The sequence below is a fragment of the Bacillus sp. JJ1773 genome, assembly GCF_036962035.1.
GTDB lineage: Bacteria > Bacillota > Bacilli > Bacillales > Cytobacillaceae > Cytobacillus.
Window position 1 is genome coordinate 59,800 of record NZ_JBALNX010000026.1, and the last position, 17,499, is coordinate 77,298.

Sequence of the window (17,499 nt, forward strand, 5' to 3'; positions counted from 1 at the left end):
GGATGGATTTTTTTCATATTGACGGGCATCAGATGAAGTAACAAGTGACCGAGCGAAGCTATTTTTCCTAGGCTTGGGAATCACGTTTAAACACCGATGCATCAATATAATGAGAAGAACCGCTATGCCCGATACGTTTGAAGTTTCTTTTTAAAATACGTCTAATGGTTTTTTTAGAGGGAATTACTTTACACCACTCCCAAATATCCTCTGTAGTAATCTTTCTTTCCGGAAACAAAAGTCTATATTCTTCTACACCTCGCATAATTGCACTTTGAAAATCTTCCTGAAATCCACATCCATTACAAGTGATTTTATCCTTGTCCACATTCGAAATAAAAGTATAGCATGCGGGACATGTTATCCCTTTTGAAAGTTGTTCATATGTGTATTCTGGTAAATTTATATATGGTGAATTTTTTATATGGAGAGACGCTATTTTTTCAGCAAGTACCAAGTAATTTTCATGCTGTTTGGCATTCCTCGTTTTAAATTGATTTAGAAATCGATTCAACTGTGAAGAAAAAATAATAGGCAGATGTAGCGGGGCCTGATATAGAATAAAATCGGGGTTTATAAAAATAAGGTAGGTTTTAATTGACAGATTATATCCTACTTCCTTTAGCAACCGCCTCATTAATGACTCGCTTCGGTTCAATTGTAAAAATGGATTTGAAATCTCTTTTTTACTTGCTACTCTAAACCACTTCTCACCATCAATCATATAATCCCCTTCATAATTTTTTATATTTATGATATGAACTGTTCCATCATAAATTAATAATGAATCAATTTGAAAAACACTATTGCTGTTTTCCAGTAACAAATCATTTAGGATCGTGCAATCCTCCGAAATATTCTCCAATAATTCATCAAACCTTTTCTCACCTTCATAGCCTTTTTCCATAGTTAGAAATTTTTTTGCCTCCTTTTCAGTTAAATTCACCCTTGTGTGCAAATGCCTCATAATTCTTAATTCTTCTGGTTCACACCGAGGCTTAATAATCATATAATTCACTTCCTTGCCCTTTATTTGGAATAATAAAATATGTAGTAATAAAGTTAAGGGTAATCGAGGGGTTTGGAATAGGGGAAATATGTTGAATATATGGTATTTCTACAAATCTGGACAAAATCCCTCCATAAATTATGAATGATTTATGCTTCATACGAACGAAAAAAAGCAGCTAGAAAAATGGATTCATTTTTTCTAGCTGCTTACATTTTGCGGTTATGTTATAAATTTTTTTCCACTGTCAGACTTCTCCTTCAGCGACCTCATTATCAGTTAAATTAAAATTTGCATCCGACTGTTCGATGACACCACTATTATAGGCATCCATAATTTGCTCGCTTACCTCGTTTTGTCCTTCTTCATTGAAGAAATAATTTGCTTGTGCTTTTGGGTCACGCTTCTCCATTTTTAATACAACTCCTTAATAAAGTTTTTAATGAACTGTCTTATTGTTCGATTTTTTGTTACAGATATACACATTTTGGTACTGTATAATAAAGGAAAAGGAGGAGATATTTATGGGGATGAAATATAAAAATATATTAGTAGCTGTAGACGGTTCAACAGAAGCAGAATGGGCATTTAAAAAAGCAATTGAAGTTGCTAAAAGAAATGACGCCCAAATTACTTTAGCCCACATCATAGATACACGTACTTTCGCCACAGTCGAAGCATACGATCGCACAATTTCCGAAAGAGCAGATATGTTCGCTAGAGAGTTAATGGAAAAATATAAGAGTGAAGCAATGGAATCGGGAGTTGCAAAGGTAGAGTATGTAATAGATTACGGTTCTCCAAAAGTCATCATTCCAAAGGATATGGCGAAGAAGCAAAATGTCGATCTCATTATTTGCGGGGCAACAGGAATGAATGCCATGGAAAGATTCCTAATCGGCAGTGTATCTGAAAACATTGTCCGCTATGCAAATTGTGACGTGCTTGTAGTACGGACTAGTAAGGATGAAGAATAAATATGAATCTAAATGATGCATGGGCATGATTCCCGAGCATCATTTTTTTACTTCAGTAACTCAAGAACTTCTCCACATTTGGTTTAATAATTTTCAAGAACTAACAAATACTTATAAGAAACTTTTAATATAGGCGGGACATTTATTTGATTAATCATATCAATCATCTTATTGAACATTATGGCTATCTGGGAATTATTCTGGCATTAATCGGGGGCATTATCGGGCTGCCAATTCCTGATGAGGTGCTGCTTACATATGTTGGATTCAATGTTTTTCAAGGAAAACTTGCTTATATCCCCTCTCTTCTTAGTGCTTTTACTGGTGCAATTGGGGGGATTTCTTTAAGCTACTTACTAGGAATTAAGTTAGGGCTGCCTTTTTTACAAAAATTCGGTCCTAAATTTCATATCAATGACAACAAGATAAATAAAGCAAAAAAGTTATATAATCAATTTGGTCCATTCCTTCTTTTTATTGGTTATTTTATCCCTGGAGTCCGTCATATTACTGCTTATCTAGCGGGTATTAATTGCTATTCCTATAAAAAATTTGCATTATTCGCTTATTCGGGAGCCATCTTCTGGGCTTTTACGTTTATTACTGCTGGAAAAGTTCTTGGACAAAATTGGCATCAGGTAGAACATTATCTTTCGAAATTCAGCATGATAATTATTCCCTTTATTTTGCTTTCAATAGGTGCTTACGCTTATTACTACTGGAGAAAAAAAATAAAAAACAAAAGGGTTTACAATTAAATATATTACACTATTTGCCCCAGCGGATTTTACTAAATTACACGAAGAAGATTTGATTTCAAATTGTTAAATTCCACTTACTAAATACCGTAATTTTCCAATAAACAAATCACACACCCTCACAATCTATTTATATAAAGTTTGATTTTAAATGATAAAATTGCTCCATTTTACCATAAAATCCATATTTTTCTCTGATTACATGTTAATATAAAACTAATTATTCTAATTTGTCAAAAAACAGGAGGATATTAAGATGAACTATTTTATTGCTTTAATGAAAACCACTGACCCCGCAAAGGACGAAGCTATCCGTAAAGAGCATATTGATTATCTTAATGATTTAATTGAAAAGGGAAAAATTATTGCAAAAGGGCCGTTTACTGACCATACAGGTGGTTTAATTATTTTCCGTGCGGAATCTTTGGTGGAGGCTCAGCAGCTCGCTGACAATGATCCAGCAGCGATTGAAAAGACACGTGAATTTATATTAAAAGAGTGGAAAAGTAACCTAAATGTATAAAAAAAGGAGTGCGGACTAGAGCCGGCACTCCTTTTTCAGCTTATTTTTTAACTATTAATTCCTTCGCTTTTTCAATCGCAGTCATGATTTGTTTAAAGCCAGTTCCGCCAGCACTATTACGCCTCTTCACAGCTGTTACAGGATCTAATACTTCATAAATATCATTTTCAAATAATGGATGTGCTTCTACAAATTCTTCTAATGATAAATCGGCAAGAAAACAGCCTTTATTCACACATGTTAACACTAGCTTTCCTACAATTTCATGAGCTTCTCTGAAAGGAATCCCTTTGCTTGATAAATAATCAGCTAGCTCCGTTGCATTTGAAAAATCAGTTTTCGTTGCCTTTTCCATTTGATCGGTATTGACTGTCATCGTACGGATCATGCCGGCAAAAATTTTAAGGGAGCCTGTTACTGTCTTAACAGTATCGAACATGCCTTCCTTATCCTCTTGCATATCCTTATTGTAAGCAAGCGGGAGTCCTTTTAACACTGTTAATAGCCCCATTAAATTCCCATAAACCCGTCCTGTTTTACCGCGGATTAACTCAGCCATATCCGGATTTTTCTTTTGCGGCATAATGCTGCTTCCAGTTGCAAAGCTATCATCAAGCTCAATAAACTTGAATTCTTGGCTGGACCAAAGAATAAATTCCTCGCTTAATCTAGATAAGTGCATCATAAAAATCGAGCTGCCAGATAAAAACTCTAGAATGAAATCACGGTCACTTACAGCATCAAGGCTATTCTCGTAAATTCCTTCAAATCCCAGCAATTCTGCACTTAGATGACGATCAATTGGGAAGGTTGTTCCCGCAAGCGCTCCAGCACCAAGCGGGGACAAGTTAATTCTTTTGACACTTTCAGTGAAACGTTCTTTATCACGCTCAAGCATCCAGAAATAAGCCATTAAATGGTGAGCAAATGAGATTGGCTGGGCACGCTGAAGATGTGTATAGCCTGGCATGACCGTTTCAACATTTGCTTCTGCTTGCTCTAATAATGCTTGCTGCATTTCCTCAATTAACTCAATAATCACTTGAACCTGATTGCGTAAATATAAGTGCATGTCGGTAGCAACCTGATCATTACGGCTGCGTGCAGTATGAAGTTTTCCGCCAACAGGACCTACAAGCTCTGTTAAATAGCTTTCCAGATTTAAATGGATATCTTCAAGCTTCACTGAATAAGCTAATTCATCGTTTGCTGCTTTTTCCTTTAATTGCTCAAGGCCACTTTTAATCTTGGCTGCTTCTTCTTCAGAAATGATTCCGCATTTGGCAAGCATGGTGACATGAGCGATGCTGCCCTCAATATCTTCCATAACTAGTTCCTGGTCAAAGGAAATCGATGCGCCAAATTCGTCTACCCATTCCTCAGCTGATTTTGTGAAACGGCCGCCCCATAGTTTTTTCACACGTTCACCTTCTTGTTTTGCTGGACAATGCTTTGAACCTTTGTTGGTAATCCCCAAAGCTTAATAAAACCAACTGCTGCATTATGATCAAATTCATCATCAGATGTATAAGTAGCAAGCTTTTCATCGTATAAAGAATATGGAGATTTTCTTCCTTCAACAATTGCGTGTCCTTTAAATAACTTTACACGAACTGTACCAGTTACAAACTTTTGAGTTTCTTCTAAGAAAGCTGCTAATGCTTTTCTTAATGGTGAGAACCATAAGCCTTCATAGATAAGCTCTGCGATTTTCTTTTCGATATTTGGTTTAAAATGAGCTACTTCTTTAACAAGTGTTAAATCTTCGAGCTCTTTATGTGCTTTAATTAATGTCATTGCGCCTGGGCACTCATACACTTCACGAGATTTAATTCCTACTAAACGGTTTTCAACGTGGTCGATACGGCCAACACCATGTTTTCCTGCAAGGGAGTTTAACTCTAAGATAAGCTCAGCTAATGGATATTGTTTCCCGTTCAAGCTAACAGGAACACCCTGTTCAAATCCGATTTCTACAATATCTGGTGTATCAGGTGCATTTTCAAGATTAGAAGTTAATTCATAAGCTTCTTCAGGCGGTGCTGCCCAAGGATCTTCTAAAATTCCGCACTCATTGCTTCTTCCCCATAAGTTTTGGTCGATTGAGAATGGAGAATCTAGATTAATAGGAATTGGAATATTCTTTTGCTTAGCATATTCAATCTCTTCCTCACGTGACCATTTCCACTCACGAACTGGCGCTAATACTTCTAATTCTGGATTTAATGCATGAATAGCTACCTCGAAACGAACCTGGTCATTTCCTTTACCAGTACATCCGTGTGCCACTGCAACTGCTCCTTCTTTTTCAGCCACTTCTACTAGCTTTTTCGCGATAAGTGGACGAGAAAGTGCAGATACTAGCGGATAAACACCTTCATATAATGCATGAGCTTGAAGAGCCATTAATGCATATTCATTCGCAAACTCTTCTTTAGCATCAATTACATATGATTCTACAGCACCAACTGTTAAAGCTTTTTCCTGGATGAAGCTTAAATCCTTGCCTTCACCAACATCTAAACAGCAAGCAACAACTGCATATCCTTGCTCCTCTAACCACTTGATTGCTACTGAAGTATCTAATCCGCCTGAATAGGCAAGAACAACTTTTGGATTTGACATGTTGTAATTCCTCCTAATATTTATCGAATATTTATTCATATTTTGTAATGTTTATTCATTTATAATGTATTATATTATCATAATTTTGATCAAAATCAATACTTTTTTCAAAAAAATGTATAAAAATAGATTCATGTTTTTAAAAATAAAGAAGAAGCAGAATCTGAGGAATTCTGCTTCTTCGGTCTATTTATTCATTGCTTCATAAACAGCTGTAACAATACTTCCATATTGACTTATATCAAATGTGTCTCCATAAAATCTGTTTGAATCGACCATTGGATCAATAACTGGAGAATGCTTTTTATTTGTTAATAACGCAATAGCTAAATTATTTTCTCTGTCAATCACTGTTATCGTCCCAGTCCACCCAGTATGACCAATTACTTGATGATTAGCATACTCGCTGAACATCCATTTCATGCTATCATTCGAATTTATTCTCCACCCTAAACCATATGTAGGATTCATCTCAGATGGTTGAACAAATAGATCAATCGTTTCTTTATCAAAAAGTTTTACTTTCCCATACCCACCATCATTCAGCATGACTTGGAGCAATACAGCTAGATCTCCGGTTGTGGAAAATAAGCCTGCGTGCCCAGAAACACCGCCCATAGAATAGAAAGACTTCTCATCGTGGACTTCACCTTGTAATGTATAAGTTCTTATATTAGGAAACGAAATGACGCCATCACGTGTATTTCCCATTAACTCAGTGGCAGCAAAATCCTTTTCTTTAAAACCTTTACTAAGGGGGTTGAACATTGTTGATTTTAGCCCTAAAGGTTTATAAATATGCGTTTCAACGTATTGGTCTAATGGCAATCCTGTTACTTTTTCGATGATAAATCCAAGAAGCATATAATCTATATCACTATAGACCACAGTGGTGCCTGGCACATTTTGAAGAGGAGTTTTTAAGATCATTTCCAAGGTTGTCGAACGATCCTGGGAGTATAATTCCCCCGCTCTTACTGGATTATGGTAATGAACACTTGATGGAAAACCGGCCGTATGATGGAGGAGATCGATAATCCGAAGATGATCTTTTCCTTTAATTTTATCTGATGGGTGATCTTTGAAGGATGGGAAGTAGTGCTGAATAGTCTCGTTTAAATCGATTTTCCCTTCACTAACTAAATGCTGCAGCGCATAGTTGACAGAATACATTTTTGTATTGGAAGCCAAATCAAACATCGTATCCACTTTCATTTTTTGAGGATGCTTTAATAGGTCGTGTCCTTCATATTTTTTCGCATAGCCATAGGCTGTATTTTTAACTATTTTTCCGTCTTTAATGACTACTAGTGCAGCTCCCGGGAATCCGTTATTTATCTCCTGTTCAATTAACTGATCCACTTGTCGCAGTTTTTGAGATGAAAATCCCGCCTCCTCTGGCTTCCCAGCTTTCTTTAAGGTTGGATACTTAACTTTCTCCTCCTTAGTAGGATTGCTGAGCATATTTTGATTGGATAAGGCTATTTCTGCTTGACTTGTTACAGTGGCGTGGCCAATTGAGCTCCATGGCATTATGATGCCTAAAGCCAAAATAATGATAATGAATCTGATCAAATAGTTTTTCATTCTTTTCCTCCCCAATTACAGAATATTCTAAAACTATTTTAATCTTATCCAGCATAAATGGGCTTGTAAATGCCTTAGTTAATAAATAGGTCATTTTCCCCTCAATTGAACTCTTATAAGAGCTTAGCAGGAATTCAACGTAGTTCTTTCGTTACTGTTAAGGTATTCCCATTTAAAGGTTAACTTATTAAAATGCTGCAAAAGGGAATAATCCGTGGAACGCAAGAACTGAATATAGTAGAATGTAAGCATTACAGACTTGGAGGATTAATAAATGGTGGAGTATTTTTCACACAATGAACGGCTTGGTATCTCCATTCCTTCCTTCGATCAGGAATGGGACCTTTACTCAGATAAGATAAAGCAGCATATTTTATATCGATGGGAGATTACCAGGGGAAGAATTCCTGATCGAATCGCTGAACTCGAGGAATTAATTAATATAAAGCAGGCACAGCTTAATGATGAGGAAAATTTCATTAAATCTTGTGAGCTGAACAGCGAGATTTCTGAGCTCGCCTCCGTCATTAACGATCTGTGGCTTTGGTATAGGACTCATCAGGATATTTCTGAAAAAGCTCATTTATAAATAAAAAGAAGAAATCCATATAATGTTAATCAAGTGGATTTCTTCTTTCTTTATTTTACAAATCCTTTTTTAATTCCCTAACCACATGCCCAATCTCAGGTAAAATCAGTTTATTCATCGCTAAGCGCACTGCACCTGAAGAGCCTGGTGTTGAAAATACAGCCTTATTTTTCACAACACCAGCAACGGCTCTCGAAAGAATGGCAGCAGATCCAATATCTTCTTGATAGCTAAGCATTCTAAATAGTTCACCAAAGCCGATAATTTCTTTATCGAATAATTCCTTGACGGTTTCAATCGTTATATCACGGAGGGCGATGCCAGTTCCTCCATTCGTAAGCACGACATCAATTTCTGGATCTTCGCAACCCTTTAGAACCTCCGTCCGAAGCTCAACTGCATCATCTATCACGATTACATAGTCCTTTACAATATGGCCTTCCTCTTGTAATCGTTCAATCATTAGCTTCCCGCTTTTATCGGTTACTTTATCACGAGTATCACTAACAGTGATCACTTTACAGGTGACCTGCTTTGGTGCTTCCATCTTATGTTCTATTGTACTCAAGAGGCGTCTTCCCCTTTCTTATACAAGTATCGATATTGATAATATTTGTGAGCAAACTCGGTTACTTTTCGTGTAAGCTGATAATTTATCCCAGCACCAATAGCCATACTAATTAACGGAATTCCTTGGATAAATTTATTTCGAAACATGTATATCGCTACACCTTTTAATAACTGTTTCACAGGCTGTTCCATCCAGGAGACATCTGCAATTTCCTCTTTCCCCTCATAGAAATAAAAATCCTGTTCATTTTGCAATTCACTAATTAATTCTTCCCAAGCCCTCATTTGCATGCGCGAAGGAAGGGTGGCAGCATGAAAAACTTTAAGAGAACTCATCATTTCATAAGGGGTATTTACCTCTATTCCATATGTCATCGCAATGAGCTGAACAACTCTTAAATTGATGACAGCCATTGCGGGAATATCTGCACCAAGCATAAGTGAACTTCCTGTTCCAGCTAAGCCTCCCTGTGCAAAGGAATAAAGCCGGTGACGGGCAATTTGCTGCTCGGCTATGTATTGAAGCTGATCAATCGTTAATAATTGTAGGTCTACTACGCTTTCGATTTGTACATTAAATACTCTGCCTGCCTGTAGGATCCTTTCTTTAGCATCTAGTTGAAGCTGTGATCCTTGTATTAAGGCGTGAAGATGAAACATCCAATTATCCAATGCACTAAAAACTTGCTGCTGAATATTTTCCGGAAGTAAATGAAAGGATTTCTCCATGTATTTTTCATAAGTTAATTCAAAATCATTTGATTCGTAGCTGTAAAGTTTGTTTTCCCACTCTTGAATTTCGGACCAGACCTTTTGTTCCCGTTCGGTCAAAGCCATGCTGTTTTCCTCCATTCAAAATACTTTTTTTATTAGTATAGCATAACTTAAGTGGGAAATTCTTCTACTTATATATGAGCAAGTCTTACAACATCCCTCGCAATCATCACTTCCTCGTTCGTTGGAATGACTAGCACTTTAACTGGTGAATGAGGATAGTTGATAAAAGCTTCCTCTCCTCGTACTTTATTAAGTGAAGGATCCCAGTAAACTCCCATAAATTCTAAACCATGAAGAATTCGTTTACGAATGACGTCACTATTTTCACCAATACCAGCTGTGAAGATAATCGCATCAACACCAGACATACGTGCCGCATAAGAACCAATGTATTTATGAATTTTATTTGCAAACACTTCCAGTGCTAATTTCGCTCTGTCATTTCCCTCTGCAGCTTCCATTTCAATATCACGAATGTCACTTGAGAACCCGGATAATGCTAGCATTCCGCTCTTTTTGTTTAGAACATCCAGCACTTCGTCTGCTGATTTATTCGTTTTTTCCATAATGAATGGAATTAATGCAGGATCGATATTTCCAGAACGGGTTCCCATTGTTACCCCAGCTAACGGAGTGAACCCCATAGAAGTATCAATCGACTTCCCGCCTTGAATGGCCGCAATACTAGCTCCATTCCCAAGATGGCATGAAATTAAACGCAGCTGGTTAAGAGAGCGTCCAAGCATGCTGGCGGCCCGCTGTGATACATACTTATGAGAGGTACCATGGAAGCCATATTTTCTAATTCCATATTTTTTATAATATTCATAGGGAAGACTGTAAAGGAAAGAGTTCTCTGGCATTGTCTGGTGAAAAGCTGTATCAAACACCGCCACTGCCGGCACCTTTGGCAGCACTTGCTTAAATGCATTTATCCCAGCAATATTAGCCGGATTATGGAGAGGGGCTAGCTCTGAATATTCTTCAATTCTCGTCTGAACCTCATCCGTTATTATCGCAGAATCAGAAAACTCTTCTCCACCATGTGCGACTCGGTGGCCAATGCCCTCAATTTCATTTAATGAATGGATAATTTTTAATGCTGTTAATTTATTTAGCAGAAGAGCAACAGCTGCATCATGATCAGGAATTATAGCTGTTTCTTTAATTTTTTTGCCATTTGCAAATATATTAAATACCCCTGTACTCTGTCCAATTCTCTCTATTAAACCCTTTGTGATAACTTCTTCACTCGGCATATCAAACAACTGAAATTTCAATGAGGAACTACCAGCATTTATCGCTATAATTTTCGCCATCTTTCAACCGCTCCTTTATATTGGCTCTTATAGGTCTCCCTTATTTTGCACTATAGATGCTATTAATATCTCTTAATTTCCATTTAAAACTAACATGAAGAAAGAAGCCGGAGGAAAATCGGCTTCTTTCTTATTTATTTTCCTTATACCATCCATCGATTTTTAGCAGTATTTTCTCGACCTCATTCGTCTTAGACAAGCTAGGGAGATTAGCAAGGAGCACTTGCTTTGGCGGCTTCACACCTTCTCCTTTTTTCTGAAGAATAAAGATACTTTTGGCTGCTTTTTCATTTTTGAAGAGAGAGAGAGGCAACTGCAAAAGACATTGTATGTTTGCATTCTTCTTTATAAAATCGTGAAGCTTGGGTGCCTGTTCGCTTTCAAATAGACCATTTGGAACGATGAAAAATAAATAGCCGCCTTCTTTCACATGGCGAATGCTCTGCTCAATGAACAGGTGATGTGCATATGTATGGCCTTGATCGGCTTTTATTTCATAGTCTGCCGCTCTCACGTCATTCGGATAATATCCAACAGGCAAATCACTTACAACAGCATCTGCCTCTTCAATAAACAATGGCTCCAAACTATCTTGATTAAAAAGACGTAGTGGGTGCTGCTGTAGATTTGCGTTTACATAACTAAGCCTAATTAAAATATCATCAATTTCAATCCCAGTCGCATGGACAGTTTTGTTTTGCTGCTGATTGATGACTGTTGTTAAAAGGTTTCCAGTTCCAACTGCAGGATCCAGTAAACGGTACTCATTTTTTTGTACAAACTTATTAACGAGATAGCCTATGAGCAGTCCAACAGCATCGGGTGTCATCTGGTGATTGGGCTGTATCATTTCGTTCATCCCTTTAAGAATCACGAGCTGAAAGGACTTCCGGATCTCTTCCTTTGTAAAGTTGTCCATTTGAATCGATTCATAACTTTTTTCTACCCTTTTAGCCGTTAATTCACTTAGCTCTTCCTGTATGATACTTCCATGAAACAAATTTTCTCCTGTTTCAGCTAATGCTTCTAAATATGTACAAGACAGTTCTTCTTTAATTATCATTGCTGTTTCATTAAAAACAGTAAACAATTCCTCAACCGGAGTCGTTCTATTCATTATAAATCCTCCCGATTCTTTCTCTGTCCTATTTTACAGACCTTTTTGCAGATTAACAAGATTCAAGCAAAGTAATGCAAAAGCGCCNNNNGGCGCTTTTGCATTACTTTTTCGAATTTCTACTTACCTCGCTGCTTTTGCAGCTTCTACCGCAGCTTCATAGTTTGGATGGTCAGTTGCTTCACTTACATATTCGGCGTGAGTAACGTTGTCATTTGAGTCTACTACAAAAACAGCACGTGCTAATAGACGTAATTCTTGAATAGCAACTCCGTATGCTTCCCCAAAAGAAAGATCGCGATGATCTGATAGAGTTTGAACATTTTCAATTCCAGCTGCCGCACACCAGCGTTTTTGGGCGAAAGGAAGGTCTACGCTTACAGTTAAAATCTTTACATTGTCTAATTTCGAAGCTTCTTCATTAAAACGGCGAGTTTGTGCGTCACAAACTCCTGTATCAATAGAAGGAACCACACTGATTAAACGAACTTGGCCTTTAGAATCTGCTAAAGTTACTGCTGATAGATCATTGGCAAGAACATTAAATTCAGGAGCTTTATCTCCTACTTTCACTTCATTTCCTAAAAGCGTTACTGCGTTTCCTTTAAACGTAATATTTGCCATCCTCTTCATCTCCTTAAACAATATATGTACATTGTAAATATATCCTCTTAACTAAAGATTTGCAATTTTATTGACTTTATTTCTTACTTACTTTAGCCATAAAATATTAGCCAAGAAAAAAGTTAACCTTCCTGAATTTTGGAAAGTTAACTTTTTAAATTAAATATTTAAATCATGTTTTGGACCGTCATATTCATTTGTAGGGGTGTGATTGCTGCTTCCCTGGTTATTCTTGTTATTAAACATCTGCTGAATTTTGTCTACTGCTTGAGGAGCAAGATCAAGTATTCTCTCGTATAAATGAGTGCTTTCATCAAGGTGAACCATTTTCACCCCGCTTGAATTTACGATGAGAAAAGCAATAGGCGTAATGGAAACTCCTCCGCCGCTTCCTCCCCCAAATGGATGACCGCCAGATTGTCCCTGTCCGCCGCCATTTGTTTGTCCCTCTAGTTTAAATTCGCTCCCACCAGCGGCGAAACCGAAACCAACCTTTGAAACCGTTAAGATTACACTGCCATCTGGTGTTTCAACAGGGTCACCGATTATAGTATTGACATCAATCATTTCTTTCAGATTTTCCATGGCAGTTGTCATTAGTCCTTGAATTGGATGCTCAGACATATACTGCACCCCCCTTTTCTATATTGATTTAGTTTTATTATTAGACAAGGCCGATAAGGGTTTTGCTTTAAAATTAGGTCTTCCGCCTTTCCAATATTTAAGCAATTTAATTCCTGCTAACATAGCATGTCCGATTCGAAAATAAATAATACATGAAATGGATGTCTTGGATAATGCAAATTGAAATTGAGGAGTAATGCTTAAGCTGGGAATAGTCTTAAGTCGCATAAAGTGACTGACAATGCCGATAATCCCCCCTTTAATACCCCAAAATGCACCTGTAAGCATTCCTGTGTATGCGGCATCTCCAATACCAAAAGCTGTGTGCCATTCCATCTTCTGTATGGTAACCTTTCGTAAAAACTTCCTAATAATTTTATTAAAAGATACCACTTTTCTAAGCAGCTCTTTCATATCATGAAAACTATTTAGCAAGTCATCCGCATCATATTGCTTTGTATCTTTCTTCTTGGATTGATCTTTCGTACCCTTCTTTTGTTTAACTACAATAGTTGGTGAATTATCATCAATTTTAATAAGCGGGAGCTCTATTTTATATCTGATTAGACCGAACCATGCCCTGAATTCTATTTTTAGATGATCATCATCATTATGATGGTTATAATGAAAATAAACCTTTAATTTCGTAATAAGAATGATAATAAAAATAATGACCAATATCGCTAAGGCAATTAGAATCCATTTCAAATCAAGTCACAACCTTTCAGCCTATTATTATTGCCGCCAAAAGGAAAAATAAACCTGCAGGCTATAAACAGCCATGCAGGTTTATTTAAGAATAATCAATATTATTTTTCATGGATGACTGTTGTATCAGAAAAAAGATCATGCAGTCCTTGCTTTTTTGGTAAAAAGGCGACAACCACATACCCAATCATAATTGTTGCTGAAATAAAACGGCCAATCCATTCTCTAAAAATGATCGTTCCCCATGTTAGCTTCTGCCCTTTTAAATCAACCACTTTTAACCCAAAAGCCATCTTTCCAAGTGTTTGATTGAAGAAACGTGTCATCAGAACAAAATAAGCATAGAACGTAACAGCGGTTGCAATCGTAATCGGCGCAAAGATATTGAATTCAGTTAGCGGAATGTCTAAAGCTCGAAAGATAGGATTGATCAGAATGCGATCTATACTCCCAATGACAATCAAGTCAAGCAAATAAGCCCAAAATCTCATCCAGAAACCCGCAAATCGTAAGGGAGCCAGTTGGCCAATTTGGTCACTTTGACGATGAATGCTTTCAGTTTCTGATTTCGCTATTGCCAATAATTCTTCACTTTTTTCATCACTTACATTCATTTCTTCATCTGATCGGTTCATCTTTGCACCTCCTATTCTGCATATAAATACATGAGACGCGGTGAATTAGGCTGTGACAAAAGCTTCATCAGCCCCGCCATTTCGATATCTTTGCCCATAAGCTTTTGTGCTCCCATACTAAACATGGAACCAAAACCAAGATTTTCAGTATATCTCACAACTTGTGCACCCTTTAGCTTATGATCCTGTTTAAGGGTGTCAATGACATCATCCAAGTATCCAAAACCATCAATTAAGTTTAATTTCTGTGCCTGTCTGCCGTCATAAATTCTTCCATCTGCAATTTCCTTTACTTGAGCAACAGGAATATTTCGTCCTTCAGAAATGACCTTTACAAATCCTTCATAGGAATTGTCAATCATCGATTGAAGGATTTCTCTTTCATCAGCTGTCATTTCTCTTGACGGACTCATAATATCCTTATAAGGCCCGCTCTTGATGGTTACAAAATCCACGCCATATTTTTCGGCAAGACCAGAATAGTTAACACCTTGCATAATGACTCCCAAAGAGCCTGTTAACGTTTCTGGGCTAGCAAAGATTTTATCGGCAGGTGCAGATATATAATATCCGCCTGAAGCCGCCATAGATCCCATTGAAATATAAACTGGCTTATTCGTTTCCGATTGAATTTCTTTGATTTTATCATGAATTTCTGCACTTTCAACGACCCCTCCTCCTGGAGTGTTGACCCTTATGACGATGGCCTTTACCGTTGAATCATCCTTAACCTGATCAAGCTTCTTCATAAATCCTTTATGGTTGTAGCCTGCGCTAGAAAAAAGTGAAGCAGCATCACCCGTATCTTGAATGACTCCATCTACATCCAAGACAACAATTTTCTTCATTTGATTGCCTTCATCCATTATTTCTTCAACAAAACCGGCATTGCTCGAAGCAAATAAATCAGTAATCGAAGTTTCAAAATCTTTAAATGCCAGTCCCGTAAGGAAATTCGTCACAATAGAAAAAACAAATAATACACCCGCAATCCCTAATGCGGCCCAACGCTTTCCATTCATTTTTAATCCCCCTTAATTAAAAAAGACAAACTGCATAACTTATCTTTATACAATCCAGTCTTTCATACGTATTAAACTTTATAAATGTTTCAAAAAAGTGTAAACTGAGTCGAGAAACATTACCTATCATACCAAATTTTTCAACAATGTTGTTTGAATATGCACTTAATAATCTCTATTTTTTGGAGGAATTCACATGACTACTCGTCGAAATGTTTATTTTTATTATAATAATAATTCTGAAATGAAAGAGAAGGTTGAACCCCTTCATGAGCTTGCACTAGCTCATCAATTTAATATTGTGACTGATTACAAAAAAGCAAACATAATTGCAAGCATTGGCGGAGATGGTGCGTTTTTGCAGGCTGTTCGGAAAACAGGATTTAGAGATGATTGTTTATACATCGGAATTTCTACTATGGATCGTCCTAGCCTTTATTGCGACTTCCATATTGATCATCCAGATCAAATGAGTGAAGCGATGACAAATGAAAAGGTTGAAGTCCGTCGATATCCAACTATTGAGGTATCTGTTGATGATCAAACCTCCTTTTATTGTTTAAATGAATTTAGTATACGCTCAGCTATTATTAAAACATTTGTGTTAGATGTATTTATCGATGATTTTCATTTCGAAACGTTCCGTGGCGATGGAATGGTTGTGGCAACGCCAACAGGGAGTACTGCGTATAATAAATCATTAAAAGGTTCGATCGTAGACCCGCTTATTCCTTGTCTGCAGGTAAGTGAAATGGCTTCATTAAATAATAACCGGTACCGGACACTTGGTTCATCCTTTATTCTAAGCGGTGACAGGAAATTAACATTTGGGGTTGTGCAGGACGGGAATGATCATCCTACAATGGCAATGGATAATGAGGCATTAAGTATTCAGCACGTAGAGAAAGTTGATATTAAACTTAGTGGTAAAATCATAAAAACAGTCAAATTAAAAGATAATTCATTTTGGGAAAAGGTACAGAGAACATTTTTATAATGTAAATTTGAGGAGCTGTCCCCTTGAACAGCTCCTCAAAAATATTATTTTCTTATTACTCTCAAACTCCTAAACTATTTCCCTTATTTCTTTTAGAATTTAACAAAACAAAAAACTTTGTTTTAGATAATGAAAAGATTGTAATGGCAGACCAAATAAAAATAAATGAAATCAAATGTACTTTCGTAAAATGCTCATGGTAAACGAATACCCCAAGAATTAATGAAATTGTAGGTGCGATAAATTGTAAGAATCCTAAGGTGGACATTGGTATTTTTTGAGCACCTTTTGCAAAATATAGAAGAGGAATGGCAGTAGCTGCCCCTGCTCCAATTAGCAGCAGATCCGTTCCAATTGATACAGATAAGAATGACTGGTTTCCTTTTACGAAAAGAACGGCCATATAAATAAAAGCTAGTGGAGTAACGACAAGTGTTTCGAGAGCTAGCCCAATGGAGGAATCTACCTTAATCATCTTTTTTGATAACCCGTAAAGGCCGAAAGATAAAGCTAGAAGAATTGATATCCATGGAAAGCTTCCATAAGAAATAGTCAGAATTAGAACGCCAATTGCCGCTAGCGCAAACGAAAGATACTGTGCCTGCGATAATCTTTCTCTAAAAACGATCATCCCCAATAAAACACTAACAAGTGGATTTATATAGTATCCAAGGCTTGCTTCAATTATTTGATCCGTATTAACTGCCCATATGTAAATAAACCAGTTACAGCTTATTAACATTGACGCCATAATAAGTGCGGATAATTGCTTTTTATTCGTACGGAAATTCTTCAAAATTTGAAGAAATTCTCCCCACTTTTTTGTTACAAGCAGAATCCCGACCACAAAGAAAAAGGACCAGAAAATTCGGTTGACCAAAATTTCGTCCGCGTTAACATGATGAAGGAGCTTCCAATATATCGGCAGTAATCCCCAAATGATATAGGAAAAGCCAGCATAAAAGACTCCTGACTTTATTTCATTATTTTTCATATTTATTCCTCAATTCTTTCTAGTATCGAAATATTAATATTATA

The 17,499-nt window shown here is 36.9% G+C and carries 20 protein-coding genes; 5 read left to right on the forward strand and 15 right to left on the reverse strand.

What is annotated here, in order from left to right; genetic code table 11:
* Positions 1-67 precede the first annotated feature (67 nt).
* Both V7127_RS06035 and V7127_RS06040 read right to left on the reverse strand, forming a co-directional pair.
* Complete coding sequence (locus V7127_RS06035) at positions 68-946, reverse strand: nuclease-related domain-containing protein (protein ID WP_335484312.1); 879 nt, start codon at positions 944-946, stop codon at positions 68-70.
* A 310-nt stretch (positions 947-1,256) separates the two neighbouring features.
* Positions 1,257-1,421, reverse strand: a complete 165-nt coding sequence (locus tag V7127_RS06040; RefSeq protein WP_335484314.1) for a hypothetical protein — start codon at positions 1,419-1,421, stop codon at positions 1,257-1,259.
* A gap of 112 nt (positions 1,422-1,533) precedes the next feature.
* Between V7127_RS06040 and V7127_RS06045 the strand changes: the two genes are divergently transcribed.
* The 3 genes from V7127_RS06045 to V7127_RS06055 all read left to right on the forward strand — a co-directional run bounded on the left by V7127_RS06045 (position 1,534) and on the right by V7127_RS06055 (position 3,267).
* The gene (locus tag V7127_RS06045; protein WP_335484315.1) at positions 1,534-1,986 is read left to right on the forward strand and encodes a universal stress protein; all 453 of its coding nucleotides are present in this window, start codon (positions 1,534-1,536) and stop codon (positions 1,984-1,986) included.
* Positions 1,987-2,135: 149 nt separating this feature from the next.
* Positions 2,136-2,744 carry a DedA family protein gene (locus tag V7127_RS06050; RefSeq protein WP_438823973.1) on the forward strand — a complete coding sequence of 203 codons (609 nt, stop codon included), beginning with the start codon at positions 2,136-2,138 and terminating at the stop codon, positions 2,742-2,744.
* Positions 2,745-3,000: 256 nt separating this feature from the next.
* Positions 3,001-3,267 carry a YciI family protein gene (locus V7127_RS06055; protein ID WP_335346487.1) on the forward strand — a complete coding sequence of 89 codons (267 nt, stop codon included), beginning with the start codon at positions 3,001-3,003 and terminating at the stop codon, positions 3,265-3,267.
* A 40-nt stretch (positions 3,268-3,307) separates the two neighbouring features.
* On the opposite strand, the gene argH is transcribed toward V7127_RS06055, so the two are convergent.
* The 3 genes from argH to pbp4b all read right to left on the reverse strand — a co-directional run bounded on the left by argH (position 3,308) and on the right by pbp4b (position 7,356).
* Complete coding sequence (gene argH, locus V7127_RS06060; RefSeq protein ID WP_335346486.1) at positions 3,308-4,687, reverse strand: argininosuccinate lyase; 1,380 nt, start codon at positions 4,685-4,687, stop codon at positions 3,308-3,310.
* Positions 4,684-5,892: an argininosuccinate synthase gene (locus V7127_RS06065; RefSeq protein ID WP_335346485.1), complete on the reverse strand. Its 1,209-nt coding sequence runs from the start codon at positions 5,890-5,892 to the stop codon at positions 4,684-4,686. The genes argH and V7127_RS06065 overlap by 4 nt, the downstream gene beginning before the upstream one ends.
* Before the next feature lie 186 nt (positions 5,893-6,078).
* Complete coding sequence (pbp4b, locus tag V7127_RS06070) at positions 6,079-7,356, reverse strand: penicillin binding protein PBP4B (RefSeq protein WP_335346488.1); 1,278 nt, start codon at positions 7,354-7,356, stop codon at positions 6,079-6,081.
* A gap of 397 nt (positions 7,357-7,753) precedes the next feature.
* Here pbp4b and V7127_RS06075 point away from each other — a divergent pair, with 397 nt between their 5' ends.
* Positions 7,754-8,068 (forward strand): hypothetical protein, encoded by a 315-nt coding sequence (locus tag V7127_RS06075; RefSeq protein ID WP_335346484.1) that lies wholly within the window; start codon positions 7,754-7,756, stop codon positions 8,066-8,068.
* A gap of 55 nt (positions 8,069-8,123) precedes the next feature.
* On the opposite strand, the gene V7127_RS06080 is transcribed toward V7127_RS06075, so the two are convergent.
* The 9 genes from V7127_RS06080 to sppA all read right to left on the reverse strand — a co-directional run bounded on the left by V7127_RS06080 (position 8,124) and on the right by sppA (position 15,464).
* Positions 8,124-8,636, reverse strand: coding sequence for a MogA/MoaB family molybdenum cofactor biosynthesis protein (locus tag V7127_RS06080; protein ID WP_335346483.1), 513 nt, complete (start codon positions 8,634-8,636; stop codon positions 8,124-8,126).
* A complete protein-coding gene (locus V7127_RS06085; RefSeq protein WP_335346482.1) occupies positions 8,633-9,475 on the reverse strand; it encodes an EcsC family protein in 843 nt (280 codons plus the stop codon). The genes V7127_RS06080 and V7127_RS06085 overlap by 4 nt, the downstream gene beginning before the upstream one ends.
* Positions 9,476-9,543: 68 nt before the next feature.
* Positions 9,544-10,734 carry an acetate kinase gene (locus V7127_RS06090; protein WP_335346481.1) on the reverse strand — a complete coding sequence of 397 codons (1,191 nt, stop codon included), beginning with the start codon at positions 10,732-10,734 and terminating at the stop codon, positions 9,544-9,546.
* Positions 10,735-10,864: 130 nt separating this feature from the next.
* Positions 10,865-11,851, reverse strand: a complete 987-nt coding sequence (locus V7127_RS06095; RefSeq protein WP_335346480.1) for a class I SAM-dependent methyltransferase — start codon at positions 11,849-11,851, stop codon at positions 10,865-10,867.
* Positions 11,852-11,974: 123 nt separating this feature from the next.
* The gene (gene tpx, locus V7127_RS06100; protein ID WP_335346479.1) at positions 11,975-12,475 is read right to left on the reverse strand and encodes a thiol peroxidase; all 501 of its coding nucleotides are present in this window, start codon (positions 12,473-12,475) and stop codon (positions 11,975-11,977) included.
* Between the two features lie 159 nt (positions 12,476-12,634).
* A complete protein-coding gene (gene ytfJ / locus V7127_RS06105) occupies positions 12,635-13,099 on the reverse strand; it encodes a GerW family sporulation protein (protein WP_335346478.1) in 465 nt (154 codons plus the stop codon).
* Between the two features lie 18 nt (positions 13,100-13,117).
* A complete protein-coding gene (locus tag V7127_RS06110) occupies positions 13,118-13,807 on the reverse strand; it encodes a DUF2953 domain-containing protein (protein WP_335346477.1) in 690 nt (229 codons plus the stop codon).
* Positions 13,808-13,908: 101 nt separating this feature from the next.
* Positions 13,909-14,298, reverse strand: coding sequence for an RDD family protein (locus tag V7127_RS06115; RefSeq protein WP_438823974.1), 390 nt, complete (start codon positions 14,296-14,298; stop codon positions 13,909-13,911).
* A 155-nt stretch (positions 14,299-14,453) separates the two neighbouring features.
* The gene (gene sppA, locus V7127_RS06120) at positions 14,454-15,464 is read right to left on the reverse strand and encodes a signal peptide peptidase SppA (RefSeq protein ID WP_335484319.1); all 1,011 of its coding nucleotides are present in this window, start codon (positions 15,462-15,464) and stop codon (positions 14,454-14,456) included.
* A gap of 196 nt (positions 15,465-15,660) precedes the next feature.
* Between sppA and V7127_RS06125 the strand changes: the two genes are divergently transcribed.
* Positions 15,661-16,461, forward strand: a complete 801-nt coding sequence (locus tag V7127_RS06125; RefSeq protein ID WP_335346474.1) for an NAD kinase — start codon at positions 15,661-15,663, stop codon at positions 16,459-16,461.
* A gap of 61 nt (positions 16,462-16,522) precedes the next feature.
* Here the strand turns inward: V7127_RS06125 and rarD are convergent, their stop codons facing one another.
* Positions 16,523-17,455 carry an EamA family transporter RarD gene (rarD, locus tag V7127_RS06130; protein ID WP_335348508.1) on the reverse strand — a complete coding sequence of 311 codons (933 nt, stop codon included), beginning with the start codon at positions 17,453-17,455 and terminating at the stop codon, positions 16,523-16,525.
* Between the last annotated feature and the right edge of the window lie 44 nt (positions 17,456-17,499).